17 protein-coding genes are annotated in these 18,251 nt (G+C 66.8%); 8 read left to right on the top strand and 9 right to left on the bottom strand.

The annotated features are described in order from the left end of the window. Nucleotides 1–150 precede the first annotated feature (150 nt). A complete protein-coding gene (gene pdxR, locus LGR64_RS01625) occupies nucleotides 151–1,677 on the top strand; it encodes a MocR-like pyridoxine biosynthesis transcription factor PdxR (RefSeq protein ID WP_141835384.1) in 1,527 nt (508 codons plus the stop codon). On the opposite strand, the gene LGR64_RS01620 is transcribed toward pdxR, so the two are convergent. The 3 genes from LGR64_RS01620 to tal all read right to left on the bottom strand — a co-directional run bounded on the left by LGR64_RS01620 (nucleotide 1,662) and on the right by tal (nucleotide 5,370). Beyond that, nucleotides 1,662–2,561 carry a transporter substrate-binding domain-containing protein gene (locus LGR64_RS01620; protein WP_012207470.1) on the bottom strand — a complete coding sequence of 300 codons (900 nt, stop codon included), beginning with the start codon at nucleotides 2,559–2,561 and terminating at the stop codon, nucleotides 1,662–1,664. The two genes, pdxR and LGR64_RS01620, sit on opposite strands and share 16 nt — an antisense overlap. A gap of 231 nt (nucleotides 2,562–2,792) precedes the next feature. Continuing rightward, nucleotides 2,793–4,412: a glucose-6-phosphate isomerase gene (gene pgi, locus LGR64_RS01615; RefSeq protein WP_141835391.1), complete on the bottom strand. Its 1,620-nt coding sequence runs from the start codon at nucleotides 4,410–4,412 to the stop codon at nucleotides 2,793–2,795. Between the two features lie 4 nt (nucleotides 4,413–4,416). After that, a complete protein-coding gene (tal, locus tag LGR64_RS01610; protein ID WP_141835395.1) occupies nucleotides 4,417–5,370 on the bottom strand; it encodes a transaldolase in 954 nt (317 codons plus the stop codon). 208 nt (nucleotides 5,371–5,578) lie between these two features. Here tal and LGR64_RS01605 point away from each other — a divergent pair, with 208 nt between their 5' ends. Continuing rightward, nucleotides 5,579–6,424 carry a MurR/RpiR family transcriptional regulator gene (locus tag LGR64_RS01605; protein ID WP_016448717.1) on the top strand — a complete coding sequence of 282 codons (846 nt, stop codon included), beginning with the start codon at nucleotides 5,579–5,581 and terminating at the stop codon, nucleotides 6,422–6,424. Nucleotides 6,425–6,451: 27 nt separating this feature from the next. Here LGR64_RS01605 and fabF read toward each other — a convergent pair whose 3' ends face one another. After that, nucleotides 6,452–7,777, bottom strand: a complete 1,326-nt coding sequence (gene fabF, locus LGR64_RS01600; protein WP_141835398.1) for a beta-ketoacyl-ACP synthase II — start codon at nucleotides 7,775–7,777, stop codon at nucleotides 6,452–6,454. Nucleotides 7,778–7,983: 206 nt separating this feature from the next. Between fabF and LGR64_RS01595 the strand changes: the two genes are divergently transcribed. After that, on the top strand, nucleotides 7,984–8,586 hold the full coding sequence (locus tag LGR64_RS01595) for a TetR/AcrR family transcriptional regulator (RefSeq protein ID WP_071956827.1): 603 nt from the start codon (nucleotides 7,984–7,986) through the stop codon (nucleotides 8,584–8,586). A gap of 15 nt (nucleotides 8,587–8,601) precedes the next feature. Here LGR64_RS01595 and LGR64_RS01590 read toward each other — a convergent pair whose 3' ends face one another. From LGR64_RS01590 to LGR64_RS01580, 3 genes are all read right to left on the bottom strand, one after another. Further along, a complete protein-coding gene (locus tag LGR64_RS01590; protein WP_034397080.1) occupies nucleotides 8,602–9,828 on the bottom strand; it encodes a M20 aminoacylase family protein in 1,227 nt (408 codons plus the stop codon). A gap of 134 nt (nucleotides 9,829–9,962) precedes the next feature. Continuing rightward, nucleotides 9,963–11,111 (bottom strand): porin, encoded by a 1,149-nt coding sequence (locus LGR64_RS01585; RefSeq protein ID WP_034397081.1) that lies wholly within the window; start codon nucleotides 11,109–11,111, stop codon nucleotides 9,963–9,965. Nucleotides 11,112–11,293: 182 nt separating this feature from the next. After that, entirely contained in the window at nucleotides 11,294–12,349 is a 1,056-nt protein-coding gene (locus LGR64_RS01580; protein WP_071956829.1) for a porin, read from the bottom strand. Nucleotides 12,350–12,680: 331 nt separating this feature from the next. Between LGR64_RS01580 and coq7 the strand changes: the two genes are divergently transcribed. Then, complete coding sequence (gene coq7, locus LGR64_RS01575) at nucleotides 12,681–13,298, top strand: 2-polyprenyl-3-methyl-6-methoxy-1,4-benzoquinone monooxygenase (protein ID WP_034397083.1); 618 nt, start codon at nucleotides 12,681–12,683, stop codon at nucleotides 13,296–13,298. A 108-nt stretch (nucleotides 13,299–13,406) separates the two neighbouring features. Here coq7 and LGR64_RS01570 read toward each other — a convergent pair whose 3' ends face one another. Then, entirely contained in the window at nucleotides 13,407–13,859 is a 453-nt protein-coding gene (locus LGR64_RS01570) for an OsmC family protein (RefSeq protein WP_012207481.1), read from the bottom strand. Between the two features lie 366 nt (nucleotides 13,860–14,225). Between LGR64_RS01570 and ilvA the strand changes: the two genes are divergently transcribed. From ilvA to LGR64_RS01555, 3 genes are read left to right on the top strand one after another with little or no spacing between them, the layout of a single operon-like run. After that, nucleotides 14,226–15,779, top strand: coding sequence for a threonine ammonia-lyase, biosynthetic (gene ilvA, locus LGR64_RS01565; RefSeq protein WP_013800662.1), 1,554 nt, complete (start codon nucleotides 14,226–14,228; stop codon nucleotides 15,777–15,779). A 30-nt stretch (nucleotides 15,780–15,809) separates the two neighbouring features. Beyond that, complete coding sequence (locus LGR64_RS01560) at nucleotides 15,810–16,622, top strand: adenosylcobinamide-GDP ribazoletransferase (RefSeq protein ID WP_141835403.1); 813 nt, start codon at nucleotides 15,810–15,812, stop codon at nucleotides 16,620–16,622. Beyond that, nucleotides 16,619–17,212, top strand: coding sequence for a histidine phosphatase family protein (locus LGR64_RS01555; protein ID WP_141835405.1), 594 nt, complete (start codon nucleotides 16,619–16,621; stop codon nucleotides 17,210–17,212). The genes LGR64_RS01560 and LGR64_RS01555 overlap by 4 nt, the downstream gene beginning before the upstream one ends. Nucleotides 17,213–17,218: 6 nt before the next feature. Here the strand turns inward: LGR64_RS01555 and LGR64_RS01550 are convergent, their stop codons facing one another. Further along, on the bottom strand, nucleotides 17,219–17,695 hold the full coding sequence (locus tag LGR64_RS01550) for a type II secretion system protein N (RefSeq protein WP_141835408.1): 477 nt from the start codon (nucleotides 17,693–17,695) through the stop codon (nucleotides 17,219–17,221). A 22-nt stretch (nucleotides 17,696–17,717) separates the two neighbouring features. Between LGR64_RS01550 and gspG the strand changes: the two genes are divergently transcribed. After that, nucleotides 17,718–18,194 carry a type II secretion system major pseudopilin GspG gene (gene gspG / locus LGR64_RS01545; protein WP_012207486.1) on the top strand — a complete coding sequence of 159 codons (477 nt, stop codon included), beginning with the start codon at nucleotides 17,718–17,720 and terminating at the stop codon, nucleotides 18,192–18,194. Nucleotides 18,195–18,251 lie beyond the last annotated feature (57 nt).

Here is an 18,251-nt window from a genome sequence, read left to right as displayed (position 1 = left end):
CGTCCAAACGTAGGAGCCAGAGGCCCGGTGTTTACCCGCGTCGGCCGGCCCAAACCTTTACTTGCCCGCACCCGCACCGCAACATGGCGCCGACCGCGCGCCCTCTGCCCGGCCGCGCCAAGAACGCCCCCCGATTGCCTCCGTTGCGCCATGAGCACCCCTTCCGCCCCAGACCCACGCCACCAGTGGGCCCGCCTGTTCGCGCTGCCCGAGCAGCCCGGCCTTCCCCTGAAGGACCGCCTGCGCCTGGCCCTGGTCCAGCCCATCCTCGAAGGCCGCCTGCCGCCCGGCGCGGCCATGCCCCCCTCACGCGAGCTGTCGCGCCTGCTGGAGGTGTCGCGCAATACCGTGACCACGGTCTACGAGCAGCTCGTGGATGAAGGCTTTCTCGAGGCCCGCCCGCGCAGCGGCGTGTTCGTGGCCCGGGATTCGCGCCTGGCTGGTGTGGACGGCGCCCTGGCCCTGCCTGCGACAAGTCCCGGGGAGCCCGCACCGGACTGGTCTGCACGCGTGCTGCGCTCGCTGACGGACAGGCATACGCTGTCCAAGCCGCTGCAGTGGCGCGAGTACCCCTACCCCTTCGTATACGGCATGCACGATCCCGCGCTGTTTCCCACCGAAGGCTTCCGGGAATGCTGCACGCGCAGCCTGGCGCGCGCCCAGCTGCCGCATTGGACGCCGGACTTCGAGACCGACGATGTGCCCGACCTGATCGAGCAGATCCGCCTGCGCCTGCTGCCCCGGCGCGGGGTGTTCGCGCTCAAGGAAGAGATCCTGGTCACCGTGGGCGCGCAGCAGGCCTTCTACCTGCTGGCCGACGCGCTGCTGGACCCCTCGCAGCGGCTGGGCTTCGAGGAGCCCGGCCACCCGCATGCGCGCAACACCTTTTCGCTGCGCCGCCCCCATTGGGTGCCCGTGGCCGTGGATGGAGAAGGCGTGGTGGTCGATGGCCTGCCGCCGCTGGACTACCTGTTCGTCACGCCCTCGCACCAGAGCCCCACCACCGTGACGCTGAGCCTGCAGCGGCGCGAGCAACTGCTGCGCCGCGCCGAGCAGGGCGATTTCGTGATCATCGAGGACGACTACGAGGCCGAGAACCTCTACCAGGGCACGCCCATGCCCGCGCTCAAGAGCCTGGACAAGGGCGGGCGCGTGATCTATGTGGGTTCGCTGTCCAAGAGCCTGTCGCCCGCGCTGCGGCTGGGCTATATCGTCGCGCCGCGCGCGCTGATCGATGAATTGCGCGTGCTGCGCCATGCCATGGTGCGCCACCCCAGCGCTTTCCTGCAGCACGCCTATGCGCTGTTCCTTTCGCTGGGCCACCATGAGGCCCATGCGCGCCGCGTGAACCAGGCCATGCTGGAACGCGTGGCGCAGGTGGACCGCTCGCTGCGCGCGCACCTGCCGGATTTCATCTTCCGCCAGCCCCAGGGCGGCGCATCGCTGTGGGTGCAGGCACCGGCGTGGCTGGACGCCGATGCGCTGGCCGCCGTGGCGCGCCGCCACGGCGTGCTGATCGAGGCAGGCAGCGCGTTCTTTGCGACGCCGCGCCAGCCCTGCCCCTTTTTCCGGCTGCGCCTGTCCTCCATTGCCATCGATCAGATCGATGCCGGCATCCAGGCGCTGGCGCGGGCGGTGATGGAGCTGGACTCAGCCCGCAATCACTGCTGCGCGTAGGATTCCAGCGGCTTGTCGTTGGGCTTTTGCAGCAGCTGCTTGAGCAGGTCGCTCATGGGCAGGTTCAGCGGGGCATTCTTGGGCGGAATGGGCTGCACGAACCACTTGTCGTAGATCTTCGCCACTTCGCCCGAGGCCATCATGCCCACCAGCACGTCGTCCACGGCCTTCTTGAAGGCGGGGTCATCGCGGCGGAACAGGATGGCGATGGGCTCGGAACCCAGCACCTCGCCCACGATCTTGAAGCCTGCAGGGTTCTTGGAGTTGGCGATGACGCCGGCCAGCAGGTTGTCGTCCAGCACGAAGGCATCGGCACGGCCCGATTCGAGCATCAGAAAGCTCTCGAAATGGTCCTTGCCCAGCGAGGTGGGCAGGTTCACGCCATTGTCGCGCCCGTACTTGCGCAGCAGCTGCACGGCGGTCGTGCCGGCCGAGGCCGCCACGGGCTTGCCGTCGAGCTGCTTGAAGGAGGTGATGCCCGAGTCGGCGCGCACGGCCATGCGCACCTGGCTCACGTAGGTGGTCACGGCAAAGGCCACCTGCTTTTGGCGAGCGAGGTTGTTCGTGGTCGGGCCGCAGCCGATGTCCACGGTGCCGTTCTGCACCAGGGGCATGGTGTTCTGCGAGGTCAGGGCCATGTACTCGATCTTGGCCTTGGGCACGATCTGGGCCAGCACCTTCTCGCACAGCTCCACGTGGTAGCCCACGTACTTCTGCGTGGTCCCGAAGGCATAGGCCATGGGCGCCGAGCTTTCGCGCACGCCCATCACCACCTTGCCTGTGCTCTGGATCTTGTCCAGCGTGCCGGCCGCCTCCTGTGCATGGGCAGCGCCAGTTGCCGCCACCACACATGCCATCGCCACATGGGCCAGTACGAATCGCATCGAGGGTCTCCTTGGATAGTTGTTGCAGGTCCGAAGGCGCGCTGCGCCTCCACCCTGCCGTGCCGCCGTCACCGGCTGCCTCCAGGCAGGGCCGCCGTCAAGGCGATTGCATCAACTATCGAGCAATCAGGCGCCTGTGCATAACGATGAAATGGAAGAAGGTCATGCTCCACCCACATGACCCGGCACCCTGCTGGTGCGCCGCGGGGGCCACAGGCCCGCCGCGCCCGGTCAGCCGGCCGATCCTGCCGCAAGCCGGTGCATGAGGCCCTGCGTCGAGGCATCGACGCCCTGCCAGTCGCCGCTGTCCTGGCGCGCATGCAGCTGGCGCGCCAGGTGCTTGCCCAGCTCCACGCCCCATTGGTCGAAGCTGTTGATGCCCCACACCGCACCGGCCGAGAAGACACGGTGCTCATACAGCGCGATCAGGGCGCCCAGCGATGCCGGGTCCAGCTGCTGCAGCAGCAGGAAGCTGCTGGGCCGGTTGCCCGCGCAATGGCGCTCTGCCCCTTCGCCGTGGCGCCCCTCCATCAGGGCCTGGGCCTGGGCAATGGCATTGACGACCAGGCTCTGGTGGTGTGCGCCCAGGTATTTGCCGCCATCGCGCAGCGCGATGAACTCCACGGGAATCACGTCCTGGCCCTGGTGCAGCATCTGGAAGAAGGCATGCTGGCCATTGGTGCCGGGCTCGCCCCAGATCACGGGCGCCGTGCGCACGGGCAGTGTCTGCCCGTCGCGCGTCACGCCCTTGCCGTTGCTCTCCATCTCCAGCTGCTGCAGGTAGGCGGTCAGCCGCCGCAGGCCATGGCTGTAGGGCGCGATGCAGCGGCTGGAGAAGCCGCAGAAATCGCGGTACCAGACGTCCAGCAGGCCCAGGCGCAGCGGCAGGTTGCCCACTAGGCCCGAGGAAAAGAAATGCGCATCCATGGCATGCGCGCCGTCCAGCAGCGCGCGGAACTGCGCCGCCCCGATGGCGATGGCCACCGGCAGGCCGATGGCCGACCACAGCGAAAAACGGCCGCCCACCCAGTCCCAGAATCCCAGCGTGCGGCGGATGCCGAAGTCGGCTGCTGCCTGCACATTGGTGGTGAGCGCCACGAAGTGCCGGTCGATGGAGCACGCGGCCTGCGGGTCCTCGCTGCCGCCCTGCTCCAGGAACCACCGGCGCGCCGAGTGCGCGTTGAGCATGGTCTCGGCCGTGGTGAAGGATTTGGAGGCGATCAGGAACAGCGTGCTGTGCGGGCGCACGCGGCGCAGCACATGGCCGAGCTCATGGCCATCGACGTTGGAGACGAAATGGAAATTCTTGCCCGCATCGACCCAGTCCTCCAGCGCATTGACCACCACTTCGGGGCCCAGGTGCGAGCCGCCGATGCCGATGTTCACGATGTCGGTGATGCCCTCGTCACCACGCACCTGCTCGGCCAGGGCCAGCATGGCGTCCAGCGTCTCGTGCACCTGGCCCAGCGCCTCGTGCATGGCCGGCTGCCACTGCTGCACGGTGGCGCAGTGGCGCAGCTGGCCGCCGTCGCGCGGCATGCGCAGCAGCCAGTGCATGACGGCACGGCCTTCGGTGCAGTTGACGGGCTCGCCGGCCAGCATGGCGTCGCGCTGGGCCAGCACGCCGGCCTGCTGCGCCAGCTCGCGCAGCAGCTCTTCGGTGCGCTCGGTCCAGAGGTTCTTGGACAGGTCGGCAAAGACATGGGGCGCCTGCTGGCTCAGCGCGTCCAGCCGGCCCGCGTTCGCGGCAAAGGCCTGGCGCAGATCCAGGGTCTGGATGTCTTCGTGGAAATGGCTTTCAAGTGCCGGCCATGCCGGCAAGGTATTGCACAGAACGGGCAAGGTCTTCATCCAATCAGTCTGCGGCCTGCTGCATCAATGCTTCGAGCTTGCGCGTGTCGGCAGCAAAGGCGCGAATGCCTTCGGCCAGCTTTTCGGTGCCCATGGCGTCTTCGTTGAGGGCCAGGCGGAACCCGGCCTCATCGTAGTGCACGGGATCGAGCTCCAGGGTCCGCGCCGCCTCGGGGTCCAGGGCGCGCGCCAGGGGCGCATCGCTGGCGCCCAGCTGGGCCAGCAGTTCGGGGGCAATGGTCAACAGGTCACAACCGGCCAGTGCCACGATCTGGCCCGTGTTGCGAAAGCTCGCGCCCATGACCTCGGTGGCGATGCCGAAGTGCTTGTAGTGCTCGTAGATGGCGCGCACGGAACGCACGCCGGGGTCGTTGGCGCCGGCCATGGCGGCCTCGTCCCACTGGGCGCCAGCCTGCTTCTTGTACCAGTCGTAGATGCGGCCCACAAAGGGCGAGATCAGTTGCACCTTGGCCTGTCCGCAGGCCACGGCCTGGCAGAACGAGAACAGCAGCGTGAGGTTGGTGTGGATGCCGCGCAGCTCCAGCTGGCGTGCCGCCTCGATGCCTTCCCAGGTGGAGGCGATCTTGATGAGCACGCGGTCGATGTGCACGCCTTCGGCCTGGTACAGCTCGATCAGGCGCTCGGCACGTGCCACGGTGGCCGAGGTATTGAAGGACAGGCGCGCATCGACTTCAGTGGAGACACGGCCCGGAATGGTGTTCAGGATCTCGCCGCCGAAGCGCACCAGCATGCGGTCCATGACCTCATCGAGGCTGCGGCCCTTGTACTGGGCCACGGTGGCACGCATCAGCGGTGCGTACTCGGGCTTTTGCACCGCCTTGAGGATGAGCGAGGGATTGGTGGTCGCATCCCGTGGCTGGAACTGGGCCAGTTGGTGGAAGTCGCCGGTATCGGCCACCACGGTCGTGTACTGTCGAAGCGCGTCAAGCTGGTTCATGGAACATCCTTTGGGCGGGAGCCTGGCGAGGGGCGGCATCGCACCAGGGCGGTGCGGTTGTACCGGCAAATCCTTCGAGTGTATGCGCCAGCATGGTTTGCATCGGCGTCAGGAAAGTAAGCGAAGGCTGCCGCTCATGCAAAATGCGCGCTGGATCTGCCTTGCGGCAACCGTTTCCCTCCACCCATAGAACAACGCCCACCGCCTAATGCTGGACCGCATCACCGCCTCGCTGCCCTCGCTTGCTCCCGCCGAACAACGCGTGGCCCGCCTGGTGCTGGCCGATCCTCGGGCCTTCGCACGGCAGCCGGTGCGCGAACTGGCTGAGCGCGCCCATGTCAGCAAGCCGACGGTGGTGCGCTTTTGCCGCAGCATGGGCTACGATGGCCTGGCCGACTTCAAGCTCAAGCTGGCCGGCAGCGTCAGCGAGGGCGTGCCCTTCATCCACCGCAGCGTGGACACCGACGACAAGACCAGCGACGTGATGGTAAAGGTGGTGGACAACGCCGTGGCCGCCTTCCTGCAATACCGCAACGCCGCCAGCACCACGGCCATAGAGCAGGCGGCGCAGGCCATCGCCTCGACCTGGCAGACGGGGCGGCGCATCGAGTTCTACGGGGCGGGCAATTCGGGCATCGTGGCCCAGGACGCGCAGCACAAGTTCTTTCGCCTGGGCGTGACCAGCCTGGCCACCAGCGACGGCCACATGCAGGTGATGAGCGCCACCCTGCTGGGACCCGGCGACTGCGCGGTGATCATCTCCAACTCGGGCCGCACGCGCGACCTGATGGACGCCGCCGACATCGCGCGCAAGAACGGCGCCACCACGATTGCCATCACCGCCAGCGGCTCGCCCCTGGCCTCGGCCTGCCACATCCATCTGGCCGCCGACCATCCCGAGGGCTACGACCGCTACAGCCCCATGGTGTCGCGCCTGCTGCACCTGCTGGTCATCGATGTGCTGGCCACCTGCGTGGCGCTGCGCATCGGCCCGGCCCTGCAGCCTGCGCTGGAGCAGATGAAGAACAACCTGCGGGCCAAGCGCTACACGTAGCACCGGCCCCAGGGCCACCCTCCTCGTTCAGCCCTGCCAGCGCCTGAGCACCAGCGAGGCGTTGACACCGCCAAAGCCGAAGCCGTTGACCAGGGCATGCTCCATGGCCCAGGGCCTTGCCGCGCCGGCGATCAGGTCCAGCCCCTTGGCCAGGGGATCGGGCTCCACGAGATTGCGCGTGGCCGGCGCCATCTGGTCGCGCAGCGCCAGCACCGTGAAGATGGCCGCCACCGCGCCCGCCGCGCCCAGCAAATGGCCCGTGGCCGACTTGGTGGAGCTGATCGCCACGCCGCTGCCCTCGCCAAACAGGGAGCGCATGGCCGCCAGCTCGCCCCGGTCGCCCACGGGCGTGGAGGTGGCGTGGGCATTGAGGTACTGCAGCTGATCCGGCGACAGCCCGGCCATGGCCAGCGCCTGCGCCATGCTGCGGCGCGCGCCGTCACCATCCTCCGGGCCCGAGGTGATGTGATAGGCATCGGCGCTGGTGCCGTAGCCCACCACTTCGGCCAGCGGCACGGCGCCGCGCGCCAGGGCGTGGTCCAGCCCCTCCAGCACCAGGGCGCCCGCGCCCTCGCCCATCACAAAGCCGTCGCGGCCTGTGTCGAAGGGGCGCGAGGCCTCCTCGGGCCGGTCGTTGTATTCCGTGGAAAGGGCCTTGGCCGCCGCGAACGCACCCAGGCTCACGCGGTCGATGGCTGCCTCGGCGCCGCCGCACAGCGCCACATCGGCCTCGCCCGAACGGATCATGCGCAGGCCGTCGCCCACCGCCTGAACGCTGGCCGCGCAGGCCGTGACGGGGGCACCCAGCGGGCCCTTGAGCCCATGCCGTATCGACACATGCCCGGCTGCGAGATTGACCAGGAAAGACGGCACAGTGAAGGGCGACAGGCGCGACACCCCCCGGCTGTCCGTGGTGCGCACGGCCTGGGCAATGGCGCCAAAGCCGCCGATGCCCGAGGCAATGATGCAGGCCGTGCGCGTGCGCTCCTGCTCGCTGGCAGGCTGCCAGCCGGCCTGGGCCAGGGCCTGGTCCGAAGCGTCCAGCGCCAGCGGAATGAAGCGGTCCATCTTGCGCTGGTCCTTGGGCGAGACCACGGCATCGATGTCCCAGCCGCCTTCCGGGTCCCGGGCCAGGTCGGGCACCTGGCCTGCCACCTGGCCCGGCACATCGGGCGCCAGATCCTCGGGCAGCCGGCTCAGGCCCGATGCGCCGGACAGCAGCCGGCGCCAGGCCAATTCAGTGCCCCGCCCCAGCGGCGAGACCATGCCCATGCCCGTGATGACCACGCGGCGAGGCAGGTGGGCAGCCGTATGGGACGTCTGGGACGTATGCGCCGTATGGGCCGTATTCATGAGCCGCTCCTGGCACACCGTGCGGAGGTCGGAGCGGGCCCAGGCAGCAGGCTGCGCAGAAGTGAACAGGCATTCATCGGTTCTTCCCTGTAGAGTGCACAGCCCCTGCAGAACATGGCGCACAGGCCATGGCAGGGGCTGATTTATGATGATGGCCGTCATCATAAACGCGTTTTGATAACGACCACAATCATTGGACAGCACACATGAAAGTCACGAAAGCCCAGGCCGCGCAGAACCGGCAGGACATCCTCGAAGCCGCCGCACGGCTGTACCGCGAGCACGGGCTGGACGGCGTCGGCGTGGCCGAGGTGACACGCGGCGCGGGGCTCACGCACGGCGGGCTCTATCGCCACTTCGAATCCAAGGATGCGCTGGTGCGCGAGGCCTGCGCACGCGCCTTCGACTGGTCCATCGCGCCGCTGGACGGCCTGCAGGGTGAACAGGCCGGCAGCCTTGCCGCGCGCGTGCAGTCCTATCTGTCGCCACAGCACCGCGATAGCCCCGGCGAGGGCTGCCCCGCTGCGGCGCTGGCCGTGGACGTGGCCCGGGCAGGCGGCGATCTTTCAGCGGTGTTCGCCGAAGGGGTGGAACGCAACATCGGCAGATTTGCGCGCGTGATCGGCACACTTGGCGACGATCAGGCACCCGATGCCGCACAGCGCGCCCAGGCCATGGCCATGCTCAGCAGCATGGTGGGCGCCCTGGTCCTGGCACGCGCCACGGTCGCGGCCAATCCAGCCTTGTCCGACGAGATTCTGAAAACGGTGCAGGCCCACCTTCTTGCGCCCGAGAGCCAGGCCCGTTGACCCGCTCCGTCTGCGCTATACGTCCTGCGAATGCAGCGGCATGGCCTGCTCGATCAGGCTGGCGTGCAGGGCAGCGCCCAGTGGCAGCACTTCGTCGTTGAAGTCATACCGGCTGCTGTGCAGCGGCACCCCGGGCTGGGCGCCCGTGGATTGCCCCAGGCGCAGGTAGGCACCGGGCTTGTGCTGCAGCATGAACGAAAAGTCCTCAGCACCCATGCTGGGCTCCAGGTGCCGGTCCAGGTTCTCCACCCCCACCAGCGACTGGGCCACATCGGCAGCAAAGGCGGCTTCCGTGGGGGAGTTGATGGTGGCGGGATAGATGCGCTCGTAGTTGACCTTGGCCGTGGCACCCAGCCCCAGCGCCACCGCGCTGCACAACTCCTGCAGGCGCTGCTCGACACGGTCCTGCACGGCGGGGTCGAAGGTTCGCACGGTTCCCACCAGCGTTGCCGTGCCCGGCATCACGCTGAAGGCGCCCAGGTCCCCGGCCTGCACGGCGCACAGGCTGATGACGGCGCTGTCGATGGCGCGCACATTGCGCGAGACGATGCTCTGCACGGCCGTGGTGATGTGCGCGGCCGCCAGCACCACGTCCACCGTCTGGTAGGGATGCGCACCATGGCCGCCGCGCCCCGTGATCTCGATGGTGATGCGGTCGGCCGCCGCCATCATCGCGCCCATGTTGATGCCCACCGTGCCCGCACGCATGGCAGGCCAGTTGTGCATGGCGTACACGGCCTGCATCGGAAAGCGGTCGAAAAGACCATCGGCAATCATGGCCCGCGCGCCACCGCGCCCTTCCTCGGCAGGCTGAAAGACCAGCACGGCCGAGCCATCGAAGCGCCGCGTCGCGGCCAGGTAGCGGGCGGCGCCCACCAGCATGGTCGTATGGCCGTCATGCCCGCAGCCGTGCATCAGCCCCTGCTTGCCGGACTTCCAGGGAAATTCGTTGTGCTCGACCATGGGCAGTGCGTCCATGTCGGCACGCAGGCCCACCATGGCGCCCGAACTGTGGCCCTGCCCGCGGATCACGGCCACCAGGCCCGTGGTGCCCAGGCCTTCATGGATCTCGTCCACACCGCACTGGCGCAAGGCCTCCTTGACGCGCGCCGCCGTGAAGCGCTCCTCGAATCCCAGCTCCGGATGCGCATGCAGCTCGCGGCGCAGCGCCGTCAGCTCCGGGTGGTACTGGGCGATCTGGGCAAAGGCCCGACCGCCTGCCTTGTATCGAGTGGCTTCCATAGCCTTGGTTCTTTCGCTTCGTTGGCCTGCGCATTACCTTAACGCAGGAAATCGCGCCCGCCCACCGTCAGCCCATCGACAGGAAACAAAAAGGCCTCCCGAAGGAGGCCATTCGTTGCGCAGACGCCGCGTGCTCAGAAGCGATGGCGCAGGCCGACGGTGAAGCCCGTGCGCTTGGTGGCGCCATTGGCGTCCAGCATCACGCCCGAGCCACCGCTGGTCTTGGTGTGGTCCAGGGCCACATAAGCATCGGTACGCTTGGAGAAGGCGTAGTCGGCTACCGCCACCAGGAAGTCTGCCTTGCCATTGAAATTACCCGTGCCCGAGCCCGACTGCTTGGCATGGTAGTAATGCGCGCCCACATTGATCTGGGGCGTGATCTGGTAGCCGAAGCCCATCTTGTACATCTGGCGCTTGTTGGCGTCGCCGGCCACGAAGCCGCCGTTGGACGAGCCCGTCCAGAAGGAGTTGAGGATGGCCTGGTCGAATCCACCGCCTGCCGCTGCAGCTGGGAACGCATCCTTGCGCTTGTTCAGGCCGTAGCCCAGGTTGACGTACCAGGGGCCCACGCGGTAGGAGCCGCCCAGGGTATAGGCATCGACCTTCGTGCCGGCCGGCAGCGTGGTGCCCAGGTAGCCGGCGCCTGCGGAGATGCCGCTTTGCGAATAACGCAGATAGCCGCCAGCCGTCTTGATGGCGCCACCAGGGCTCACGCCGGTGCCCACCTTGTCGAAGGTGTTGTTCTCGTCGAACGAATACTGCAGGGCGCCGCGCACGGGGCCGAACTCGGCCAGGTACTTGACCATGTTGCTGGCGCGCGCGCCCATGGACATGCCGATTTCAGGCTTGTAGGCCTCCATGTACGGCGAATATGGGAAAGAGGCATAGGTGGAAGTCACCAGGTCGAACAGCAGGTTGTACTGGCGGCCCAGGGTAACCTGGCCAAAGCTCTTGCTGCGCAGGCCCACCCAGGATTGCTGAAAGTAGCTGGCCGCAGCCTGCTCGCCGGTGTCGGTGAGGAAACGGGCCTCCAGGTTGGCAATCGCTGCCAGACCGCCACCCAGGTCCTCGGTGATGTTGATGCCCCAGCGGCTCTGCGACATGCCGCCGCCGATCATCTGGGTCTTGCCGCTCTTGGTCGGGCCTTCATTGGTGGTGTGGCGCACAGCGGCATCGACGATGCCGTACAGCTGCACGCTGCTTTGCTGAGCGAATGCTGCCAAGGGTGCCGTTGCTGCCAACACCGCCAGTGCCACGCTCTTTTTCACGAATGAAGAATTCATTGTGTTGTCTCTCTCTTGTTAACGATTGGTTGGTGGAAATTTCATTCTAGAAACGCTTTTCCCGCCTCGTCACCGTTGGCACAAGCACAACACAGGTCTTTCCCTAGCACAAAACAAAAGAGCCAGTCCGAAGACTGGCTCTTTTTTGCTTCAAATGGCAACTGGCTTACGCCAGCCGTTCATTAGAAAGCGTGGCGAATGCCGACTTGCACGCCAGTCTGGCTTTCGCCAGCTTGCACGCCACCAGCGTACACGCCCTTGGCTTGCAGGCCCAGGGTCGAAGCATCCTTGTTCTTCAGGAATGCCAGGTTGCCGTACAGAGCGGTGCGCTTGGACAGGTTGTGGACGTAGCCCAGAGTGATCTGGTGAGCCTTGGAGTCGATGGCCTTTTGGTCGTACAGAGCGTATTGCAGCTTGACTTCGCCCACGCCGCCGACGGGAGCCGAAGCGCCCAGCATGTAGGAGTTGGTCTTGATGTCGCCGCCGATGTCACGCTTGAACTTGGTCTGTTGCAGCAGGCCGCTCAGCTTGGCAACGCCGAAGTTGTACGAAGCACCCAGGGTGATTTCGTCACGGTCGGTAGCCAGACCGCCAACGGCAGTCTTTTGCTGGGCCAGGCCCAGGCTGGCGCTCAGGGGGCCGTTGTCGTATGCAACGTAACCACCGATGTAACGGCCAACGCTGTCAGCAGTACCGATGGTTTGCTTTTCGTCGAAAGCGTAGCCAAAGCCGGCGTTGAAACCGCCGAAGTTGGGGGTGTAGTACGAGATCAGGTTGTTAGCGCGGATGCCGTTGTCGTCGGCGCCTTGGCCAGCTGCCCAGTTACGGAAGCCCATGAATTGGCCGATACCGGTGGCGCTGAACAGGTCGTAGGAGGTCAGCTTTTGGAAGGTCGGGACTTGGTCACGGCCCAGGCGCACTTCACCGAAGTTGCCCGACAGGCTCACGGTGGAACGACGCTTGAAGTTGAAGCCGCTGGCGTTGCCATCGTCACCGAAGATTTCGCCTTCCAGCCAGAAGCCAGCCTTCAGACCACCACCCAGGTCTTCCGTGCCGCGCAGGCCCAGACGGCTCGTGGAAGCGCCGCTGGTGCCCAGGCCGTAACGGCTGTCGCCAGCTGCGTCCTTGTTCACGTAGGCAACGTTGGTGTCCACGATACCGAACAGGGTCACGGAGGATTGAGCCATTGCGGCGCCGGAAGCAGCCAGCACTGCCAGGGCAATCAGAGATTTTTTCATTACGAGTTACTCCAAGGTTTAGAAGGGCGCCGGTCGTGAGGAAGAGAGGCTTGGCCTGATGCTCCACCGGTTTCCCGCGCCAACCTCCTGGTGGGGAAGTTAGGGCCTATTGCACCAGACCACCGCTGCCCATGCAAAGAAATTCACCCACAAACGGGCATTACCCCCCGTTTTTCGTTGCACTGCCGCAACAAACCTGCAAGCCAACACAATCAGGCCCAACCCGAACATCGCGCCGGCCTTGTTGCGCTTGCACAAAGAGAGGGCATGGCGTCCTGGTGTACCGTTCAGACCCTGAATTTGCCAAGATTTTCCGCTCTAGGGACCGCCCATGGACAAGATACTGACTGCCGCCGATGCGGCGCTTCGCACCCTGTTTGCACAGCCTTCCGCCGCCGAACGCTCCCCGGCCGCCGGCATCGCGGAGGGAGAGCTGACCGAGGCACAGCGTCGGCTGTCGGGCGCCTTGATGCGCGTCAATCATGTCGGAGAGGTCTGCGCCCAGGCGCTGTACAACGCCCAGGCCATGGTGACGCGCGACATGGTGCTGCGCGAGCACCTGCTGGAGGCGGCGCGCGAGGAGACCGACCACCTGGCATGGACCCGCGACCGGCTCAACGCCCTGGGCGACCGGCCCAGCCTGCTGAACCCGCTGTGGTTTGCCGGCGCCTTCGCCATTGGCGTGGTGGCCGCCAAGATCAGCGACGCGGCCAGCCTGGGGTTTGTGGTGGAGACGGAGGAGCAGGTGTCCGCCCATCTGGAATCCCATCTGGACCTGTTGCCCGAGGAAGACCGCGCCTCGCTGGCCGTGGTGGCCCGCATGAAGGATGACGAGGAACGCCATGCCGCCGCTGCGCGTGAAGCCGGAGCCCTGGAATTGCCGCCCCCCGCCCGCGCCTTGATGCGCCTGGCAGCCAAGGTGATGACGACAACCGCCCACCGCATCTGAACCTTCAGAAACATCTGAAACAGCATTCCATCCAAAAAAAGCGGGCCTTGCCCGCTTTCTTCATTTCAGGAGGGCCGCGCCCAGGCGCAAGCCCAGCCATCGGCGGCATCAGGCCTCGACGATGTCGAATCCCGTGGTGATCTCGGCCGTCTTGCCCAGCATGATGGTGGCCGAGCAGTATTTGTCATGGCTCATGGCGATGGCACGTTCCACCGCACCCGTGGGCAGACCCGTACCGCTGACGGTGAACTGCATGTGGATCTTGGTGAACACCTTGGGGTCCGCATCGGCGCGCTCCGAGGTGAGCTTGACGCTGCAGCCTTTGACGGCATGCCTGCCGCGCTTGAGGATCAGCACCACGTCATAGGCCGTGCAGCCACCGGCGCCGGCCAGCAGCATCTCCATGGGGCGGGGTGCCTGGTTCTGCCCCCCGTTGGCGGGGTTGGCCGCATCCGGCGCCCCATCCATATTGACCACATGGCCGCTGCCCGTTTCCGCCACGAAGCCCATGCCCGAGCGCATGCCGGTCGTGCCGCCTGTCCAACTCACTGTGCATTCCATTGTTGCGTCCTCAAAAAACTGTTGCTATTTTGCATCAACTACACAAAAACCCTGATTTTGTTGCAACGCAGCACCTGTCGTGCATACAATGCACTCAAGCGTTATCTGAAGGGTTAACCCGGACACCCCTCCAGATGGACTGCAGATTGTGAACCAACTTCGCTCTGCATCGCACCAGTTGTCTCCTCCACCTCCTCTATTGGTGGATTCAGCCCCCGGCTTTACAGCCTGGGGCTTTTTTTTGGTTTCGTCGCTCCCGGCCTGTGCAGGACGCTGCACTGCAGCATGATTCACAAGCGCCTATGATGGCCGCCTGACACCGACGGGCCGCCTCCCGGCCTGCTGCTCTCCAGCCTTTCGCCGACGATGAACCACCCCCTGACCCCTGCCGACTACCTGACCAAGATCCTTACCGCGCGCGTCTATGACGTGGCCGTGGAGTCGGACCTGGAGCCCGCCAAGGCGCTGAGCCGCCGCCTGCACAACAAGGTGCTGCTCAAGCGCGAGGACCAGCAGCCGGTGTTCAGCTTCAAACTGCGCGGCGCCTATAACAAGATGGCGCACCTGTCGGCCGAGCAGCTGGAAAAGGGTGTGATCTGCGCCTCGGCCGGCAACCATGCGCAAGGCGTGGCCCTGGGCGCACGCAAGCTCGGCTGCCGCGCCGTGATCGTGATGCCGACCACCACGCCCCAGGTCAAGATCGATGCGGTGCAGGCACTGGGCGGCGAGGTGGAACTGGCCGGCGAAAGCTATTCCGACGCCTACAAGCACGCCGTCAAGCTGCAAAAGGAAAAGGGCCTGACCTTTGTGCACCCCTTCGACGATCCCTACGTGATCGCCGGCCAGGGCACGATTGCCATGGAAATGCTGAGCCAGCTCCAAAAGCTGGGCAGCCCGCGCCTGGACGCGGTCTTTGTCGCCATCGGCGGCGGCGGCCTGATCTCGGGCGTGGCCAATTACATCAAGGCCGTGCGCCCCGACGTGAAGGTGATCGGCGTGCACACCAAGGATTCGGACGCCATGCTGCAGTCCGTGCGTGCCGGCCACCGCGTGGAGCTGGCCGACGTGGGCCTGTTCGCCGACGGCACGGCCGTCAAGCTGGTGGGCGAGGAGACCTTCCGCATCGCCCAGGGCCTGGTGGACGACTACGTGGTGGTCGATACCGATGCCGTCTGCGCCGCGATCAAGGACATCTTCGTGGACACGCGCTCCATCGTCGAGCCGTCCGGCGCCCTGGCCGTGGCGGCCATCAAGCAGTACGTTGCCAAGCACAAGACCAAGGGCGAGACCTATGCCGCCATTTTGTGCGGCGCCAACATGAACTTCGACCGGCTGCGCTTCGTGGCCGAGCGGGCCGAGGTGGGCGAGGAGCGCGAGGCCCTGTTCGCCGTGACCATCCCAGAGGAGCGCGGCAGCTTCAAGCGCTTTTGCGAAGCGGTGGGCAAGCTGCCCGGCGGCCCGCGCAACGTGACCGAATTCAACTACCGCATCAGCCACGAGAACAAGGCCCACGTCTTCGTGGGCCTGACCACGGCGGCACGCGGCGAGTCCGAGAAGATCGCCAGGAACTTCGAGAAGCAGGGCTTCGAGGCGCTAGACCTGACCTTCGACGACATGGCCAAGGAACATCTGCGCCACATGGTCGGTGGCCATTCGCCGCTGGCGCAGGAAGAGCGCCTGCTGCGCTTCGTCTTCCCCGAGCGCCCCGGCGCACTGTTCAAGTTCCTCAGCCTGATGGCGCCGACCTGGAACATCTCGCTGTTCCACTACCGCAACCAGGGCGCCGACTACGGCCGCATCCTGGTCGGCATGCAGGTGCCCGCCAAGGATGGCAAGAAATTCGACGCCTTCCTGAGCAATCTTGGCTACCCCTGGGTCGAGGAAACCGCCAACCCGGCCTACCAGCTTTTCCTCAAGTGACGGACCTGGCGGGCCGGCACTGACACGCCCATGCAGCCGCTTCGCCACTTTGTCCTGGCCGTCCAGTTCTTCAGCCGCATCCCGGTCACGGGGCGGCTGGCCGCCTGGGCTGGCTGGAGCCCCCAGCTGCAGCATGCCAGCGTTGCCCATCTGCCGGGTGTCGGCTGGCTGGTGGGCGCATGGGGCGCAGCGTGCCTGATGGCAACGGGCTGGCTGCTGGCACCCAGCCCCTGGATGCCGCTGGTTGCCGCCGTTCTTTCCACCGTGGCCACCCTGTGGCTCACCGGGGGACTGCACGAAGACGGATTGGCCGATGTGGCCGACGGCCTGGGCGGCTTTGTCCCGCCCGAGCGCGCGCTGGAAATCATGAAGGATTCGCGCCTGGGCGCCTACGGCGCCATGGCCCTGGTGATGGCGCTGCTGGCCAAGCTATCCCTGGTCGCGCTGCTGGTCGACATCCACGTGCAATGGGCGGCCTTGCTGCTGTGCAGCATCCATGTGCTGTCGCGCATGGCGCCGCTGGCCCTCATGCAATGCCTGCCCTATCTGGGCCAGGCAGCTCACTCCAAGGCCTTGCATGCGGCTGGCAGGCCGTTGAGCGCCAAAGGCCTGGTCACGGCAATGCTCTGGAGTCTCCCCGCTTTGGCGCTGCCGGCGTGGCTGGCGGGCCCGCCGCTCGTCATCGGCCTGGTCCTGCCCGGCGCCCTGTTCACGGCCGCCATGGTGCGCTGGCTGCGCCGTCGCCTGGGCGGGATGACGGGGGATTGCCTGGGCGCCGCCCAGCAGGTCTGTGAACTGGCCATGCTGCTGGGCGCCGCCGCTGTGCTTATGCGGATGCAATGAACGCTCCCCCTACGCCGCGCCTGTGGCTGGTACGCCATGCCCGCCCCCTGGTGGAGCCCGGCATCTGCTATGGCCGGCTCGACATGGAGGCCGACGCCCAGGCCACGGCCGATGCGGCGCAGGCCCTGCACCTCGCCCTGCCTGCGGATTGCCTGCTGGTGCATTCGCCACTGCGCCGATGCCGTCAATTGGCACAGGCCCTGCAGGCACTGCGGCCCGGCCTGGCATCGGCGGCGGACAGCCGCCTGCTGGAGATGGATTTCGGCGAGTGGGAAGGCCAGCCCTGGGATGCGCTGGACCGCGGCGCCATCGATGCCTGGGCGGCAGACCTTGCCGGGCACGCGCCGGGCCGGGGAGAGTCCCTGGCGACCATGCTGCGCAGGGTGGATGAGGCCTTGCAGCAGGCGAGCAGGGGTTCGGTGGGTGACGGCGCCGCACGCGACACCGTCTGGATCACCCATGCCGGTGTGGCGCGCTGCGCGCAATGGCTGATGCGCGAAGGCAGCGCCCTGCCCCAGGCGGCCCAATGGACGCTGCCCGCGCCTGACTTTGGCGGCTGGCTGGTGCTGGACCTGCCGTTGCCGCGCTGACCGGGATCAGCGCTTGTCGGGCAGGGGAATCTGCAGCGTGATGGAAGCCGGGCCATCGACCCTGGGGCCCAGGCGCGCCTCGCGGCCCGACACCGACTGCAGCACCACGCCGTCTTCCACGGCGCGCCCCACGCGGAAGGGCTTGGCCGGCTGGTTGCCCACGGCGATGACCGCCGCTCCGCCGCCGCTGTCGCGCCCGGCCAGCACACCGACCAGCGCATAGCGCGAGACTACAGGCGCTGCAGCGGGGGCGACGGCGCCCTGCTGCGCGGCTGCCACGCCTCCCAGCGCCTGCGCCAGCGCGGGCGCATCGACCTGCAAGGGCTCGGCGGGCGCGGGTGGCACGGGCGCTCCCGCGCCGCCATTGCCCAGGCGCATGGCCCAGAAAGCCACGACGCCGGCAGCCAGCAGCCAGAGCACGAATGTGGCCGCCTTGACATGCCAGGTCCGGGCCTGGCCGCGGTTCAATGAAAGTGTCACCATCGCGCGATTATGATGGAGCGATATGTCCAATTTGCTGCACCGTTCCATGACCAGCCTTCCCCGCCGTCCGTTGCCTGCCCTGCGCACTGCCGTCCAGCGCGGCTTCACGCTGATCGAGCTGATGGTGGTCCTGGTCATCATCGGCGTGCTGGCGGCCCTGATCGTGCCCAACGTGCTGGACCGCGCCGACGATGCCCGCGTCACGGCTGCACGCACCGACATCACCAACATCTCCCAGGCGCTCAAGCTCTATCGCCTGGACAACCAGCGCTACCCCACGGCCGAGCAAGGCCTGCAGGCGCTGATCGTCCGCCCCACGAGCGGACCGCTGCCCAACAACTGGAAGCCCTACCTGGAAAAGCTGCCCAACGATCCCTGGGGCCGCCCCTACCAGTACCTGAATCCTGGCATCAAGGGCCCCATCGACATCATGTCCTTTGGCGCCGACGGCCAGGCCGGCGGAGAGGGCAAGGATGCCGACATCGGCAGCTGGCAATAAGTCGATGGCCCGGGCGACGGCCCGCAGGGGCCGCGCCGCACCGCACCACAGGCCCGC

Source organism: Delftia sp. Lp-1 (assembly GCF_020523835.1).
Taxonomy (GTDB): domain Bacteria; phylum Pseudomonadota; class Gammaproteobacteria; order Burkholderiales; family Burkholderiaceae_C; genus Comamonas; species Comamonas acidovorans.
The sequence above is the reverse complement of the archived record's forward strand: the minus strand, read 5'-3'. Positions and strand labels throughout refer to the sequence as shown.

What these genes read in the sequence shown, in the direction of transcription:
- pdxR (WP_141835384.1), top strand. Translation starts at nt 151, where the DNA reads ATGAGCACCCCTTCCGCCCCAGACCCACGCCACCAGTGGGCCCGCCTG.
- LGR64_RS01620 (WP_012207470.1), bottom strand. Translation starts at nt 2,561, where the DNA reads ATGCGATTCGTACTGGCCCATGTGGCGATGGCATGTGTGGTGGCGGCA.
- pgi (WP_141835391.1), bottom strand. Translation starts at nt 4,412, where the DNA reads ATGAAGACCTTGCCCGTTCTGTGCAATACCTTGCCGGCATGGCCGGCA.
- tal (WP_141835395.1), bottom strand. Translation starts at nt 5,370, where the DNA reads ATGAACCAGCTTGACGCGCTTCGACAGTACACGACCGTGGTGGCCGAT.
- LGR64_RS01605 (WP_016448717.1), top strand. Translation starts at nt 5,579, where the DNA reads ATGCTGGACCGCATCACCGCCTCGCTGCCCTCGCTTGCTCCCGCCGAA.
- fabF (WP_141835398.1), bottom strand. Translation starts at nt 7,777, where the DNA reads ATGAATACGGCCCATACGGCGCATACGTCCCAGACGTCCCATACGGCT.
- LGR64_RS01595 (WP_071956827.1), top strand. Translation starts at nt 7,984, where the DNA reads ATGAAAGTCACGAAAGCCCAGGCCGCGCAGAACCGGCAGGACATCCTC.
- LGR64_RS01590 (WP_034397080.1), bottom strand. Translation starts at nt 9,828, where the DNA reads ATGGAAGCCACTCGATACAAGGCAGGCGGTCGGGCCTTTGCCCAGATC.
- LGR64_RS01585 (WP_034397081.1), bottom strand. Translation starts at nt 11,111, where the DNA reads ATGAATTCTTCATTCGTGAAAAAGAGCGTGGCACTGGCGGTGTTGGCA.
- LGR64_RS01580 (WP_071956829.1), bottom strand. Translation starts at nt 12,349, where the DNA reads ATGAAAAAATCTCTGATTGCCCTGGCAGTGCTGGCTGCTTCCGGCGCC.
- coq7 (WP_034397083.1), top strand. Translation starts at nt 12,681, where the DNA reads ATGGACAAGATACTGACTGCCGCCGATGCGGCGCTTCGCACCCTGTTT.
- LGR64_RS01570 (WP_012207481.1), bottom strand. Translation starts at nt 13,859, where the DNA reads ATGGAATGCACAGTGAGTTGGACAGGCGGCACGACCGGCATGCGCTCG.
- ilvA (WP_013800662.1), top strand. Translation starts at nt 14,226, where the DNA reads ATGAACCACCCCCTGACCCCTGCCGACTACCTGACCAAGATCCTTACC.
- LGR64_RS01560 (WP_141835403.1), top strand. Translation starts at nt 15,810, where the DNA reads ATGCAGCCGCTTCGCCACTTTGTCCTGGCCGTCCAGTTCTTCAGCCGC.
- LGR64_RS01555 (WP_141835405.1), top strand. Translation starts at nt 16,619, where the DNA reads ATGAACGCTCCCCCTACGCCGCGCCTGTGGCTGGTACGCCATGCCCGC.
- LGR64_RS01550 (WP_141835408.1), bottom strand. Translation starts at nt 17,695, where the DNA reads ATGGTGACACTTTCATTGAACCGCGGCCAGGCCCGGACCTGGCATGTC.
- gspG (WP_012207486.1), top strand. Translation starts at nt 17,718, where the DNA reads ATGTCCAATTTGCTGCACCGTTCCATGACCAGCCTTCCCCGCCGTCCG.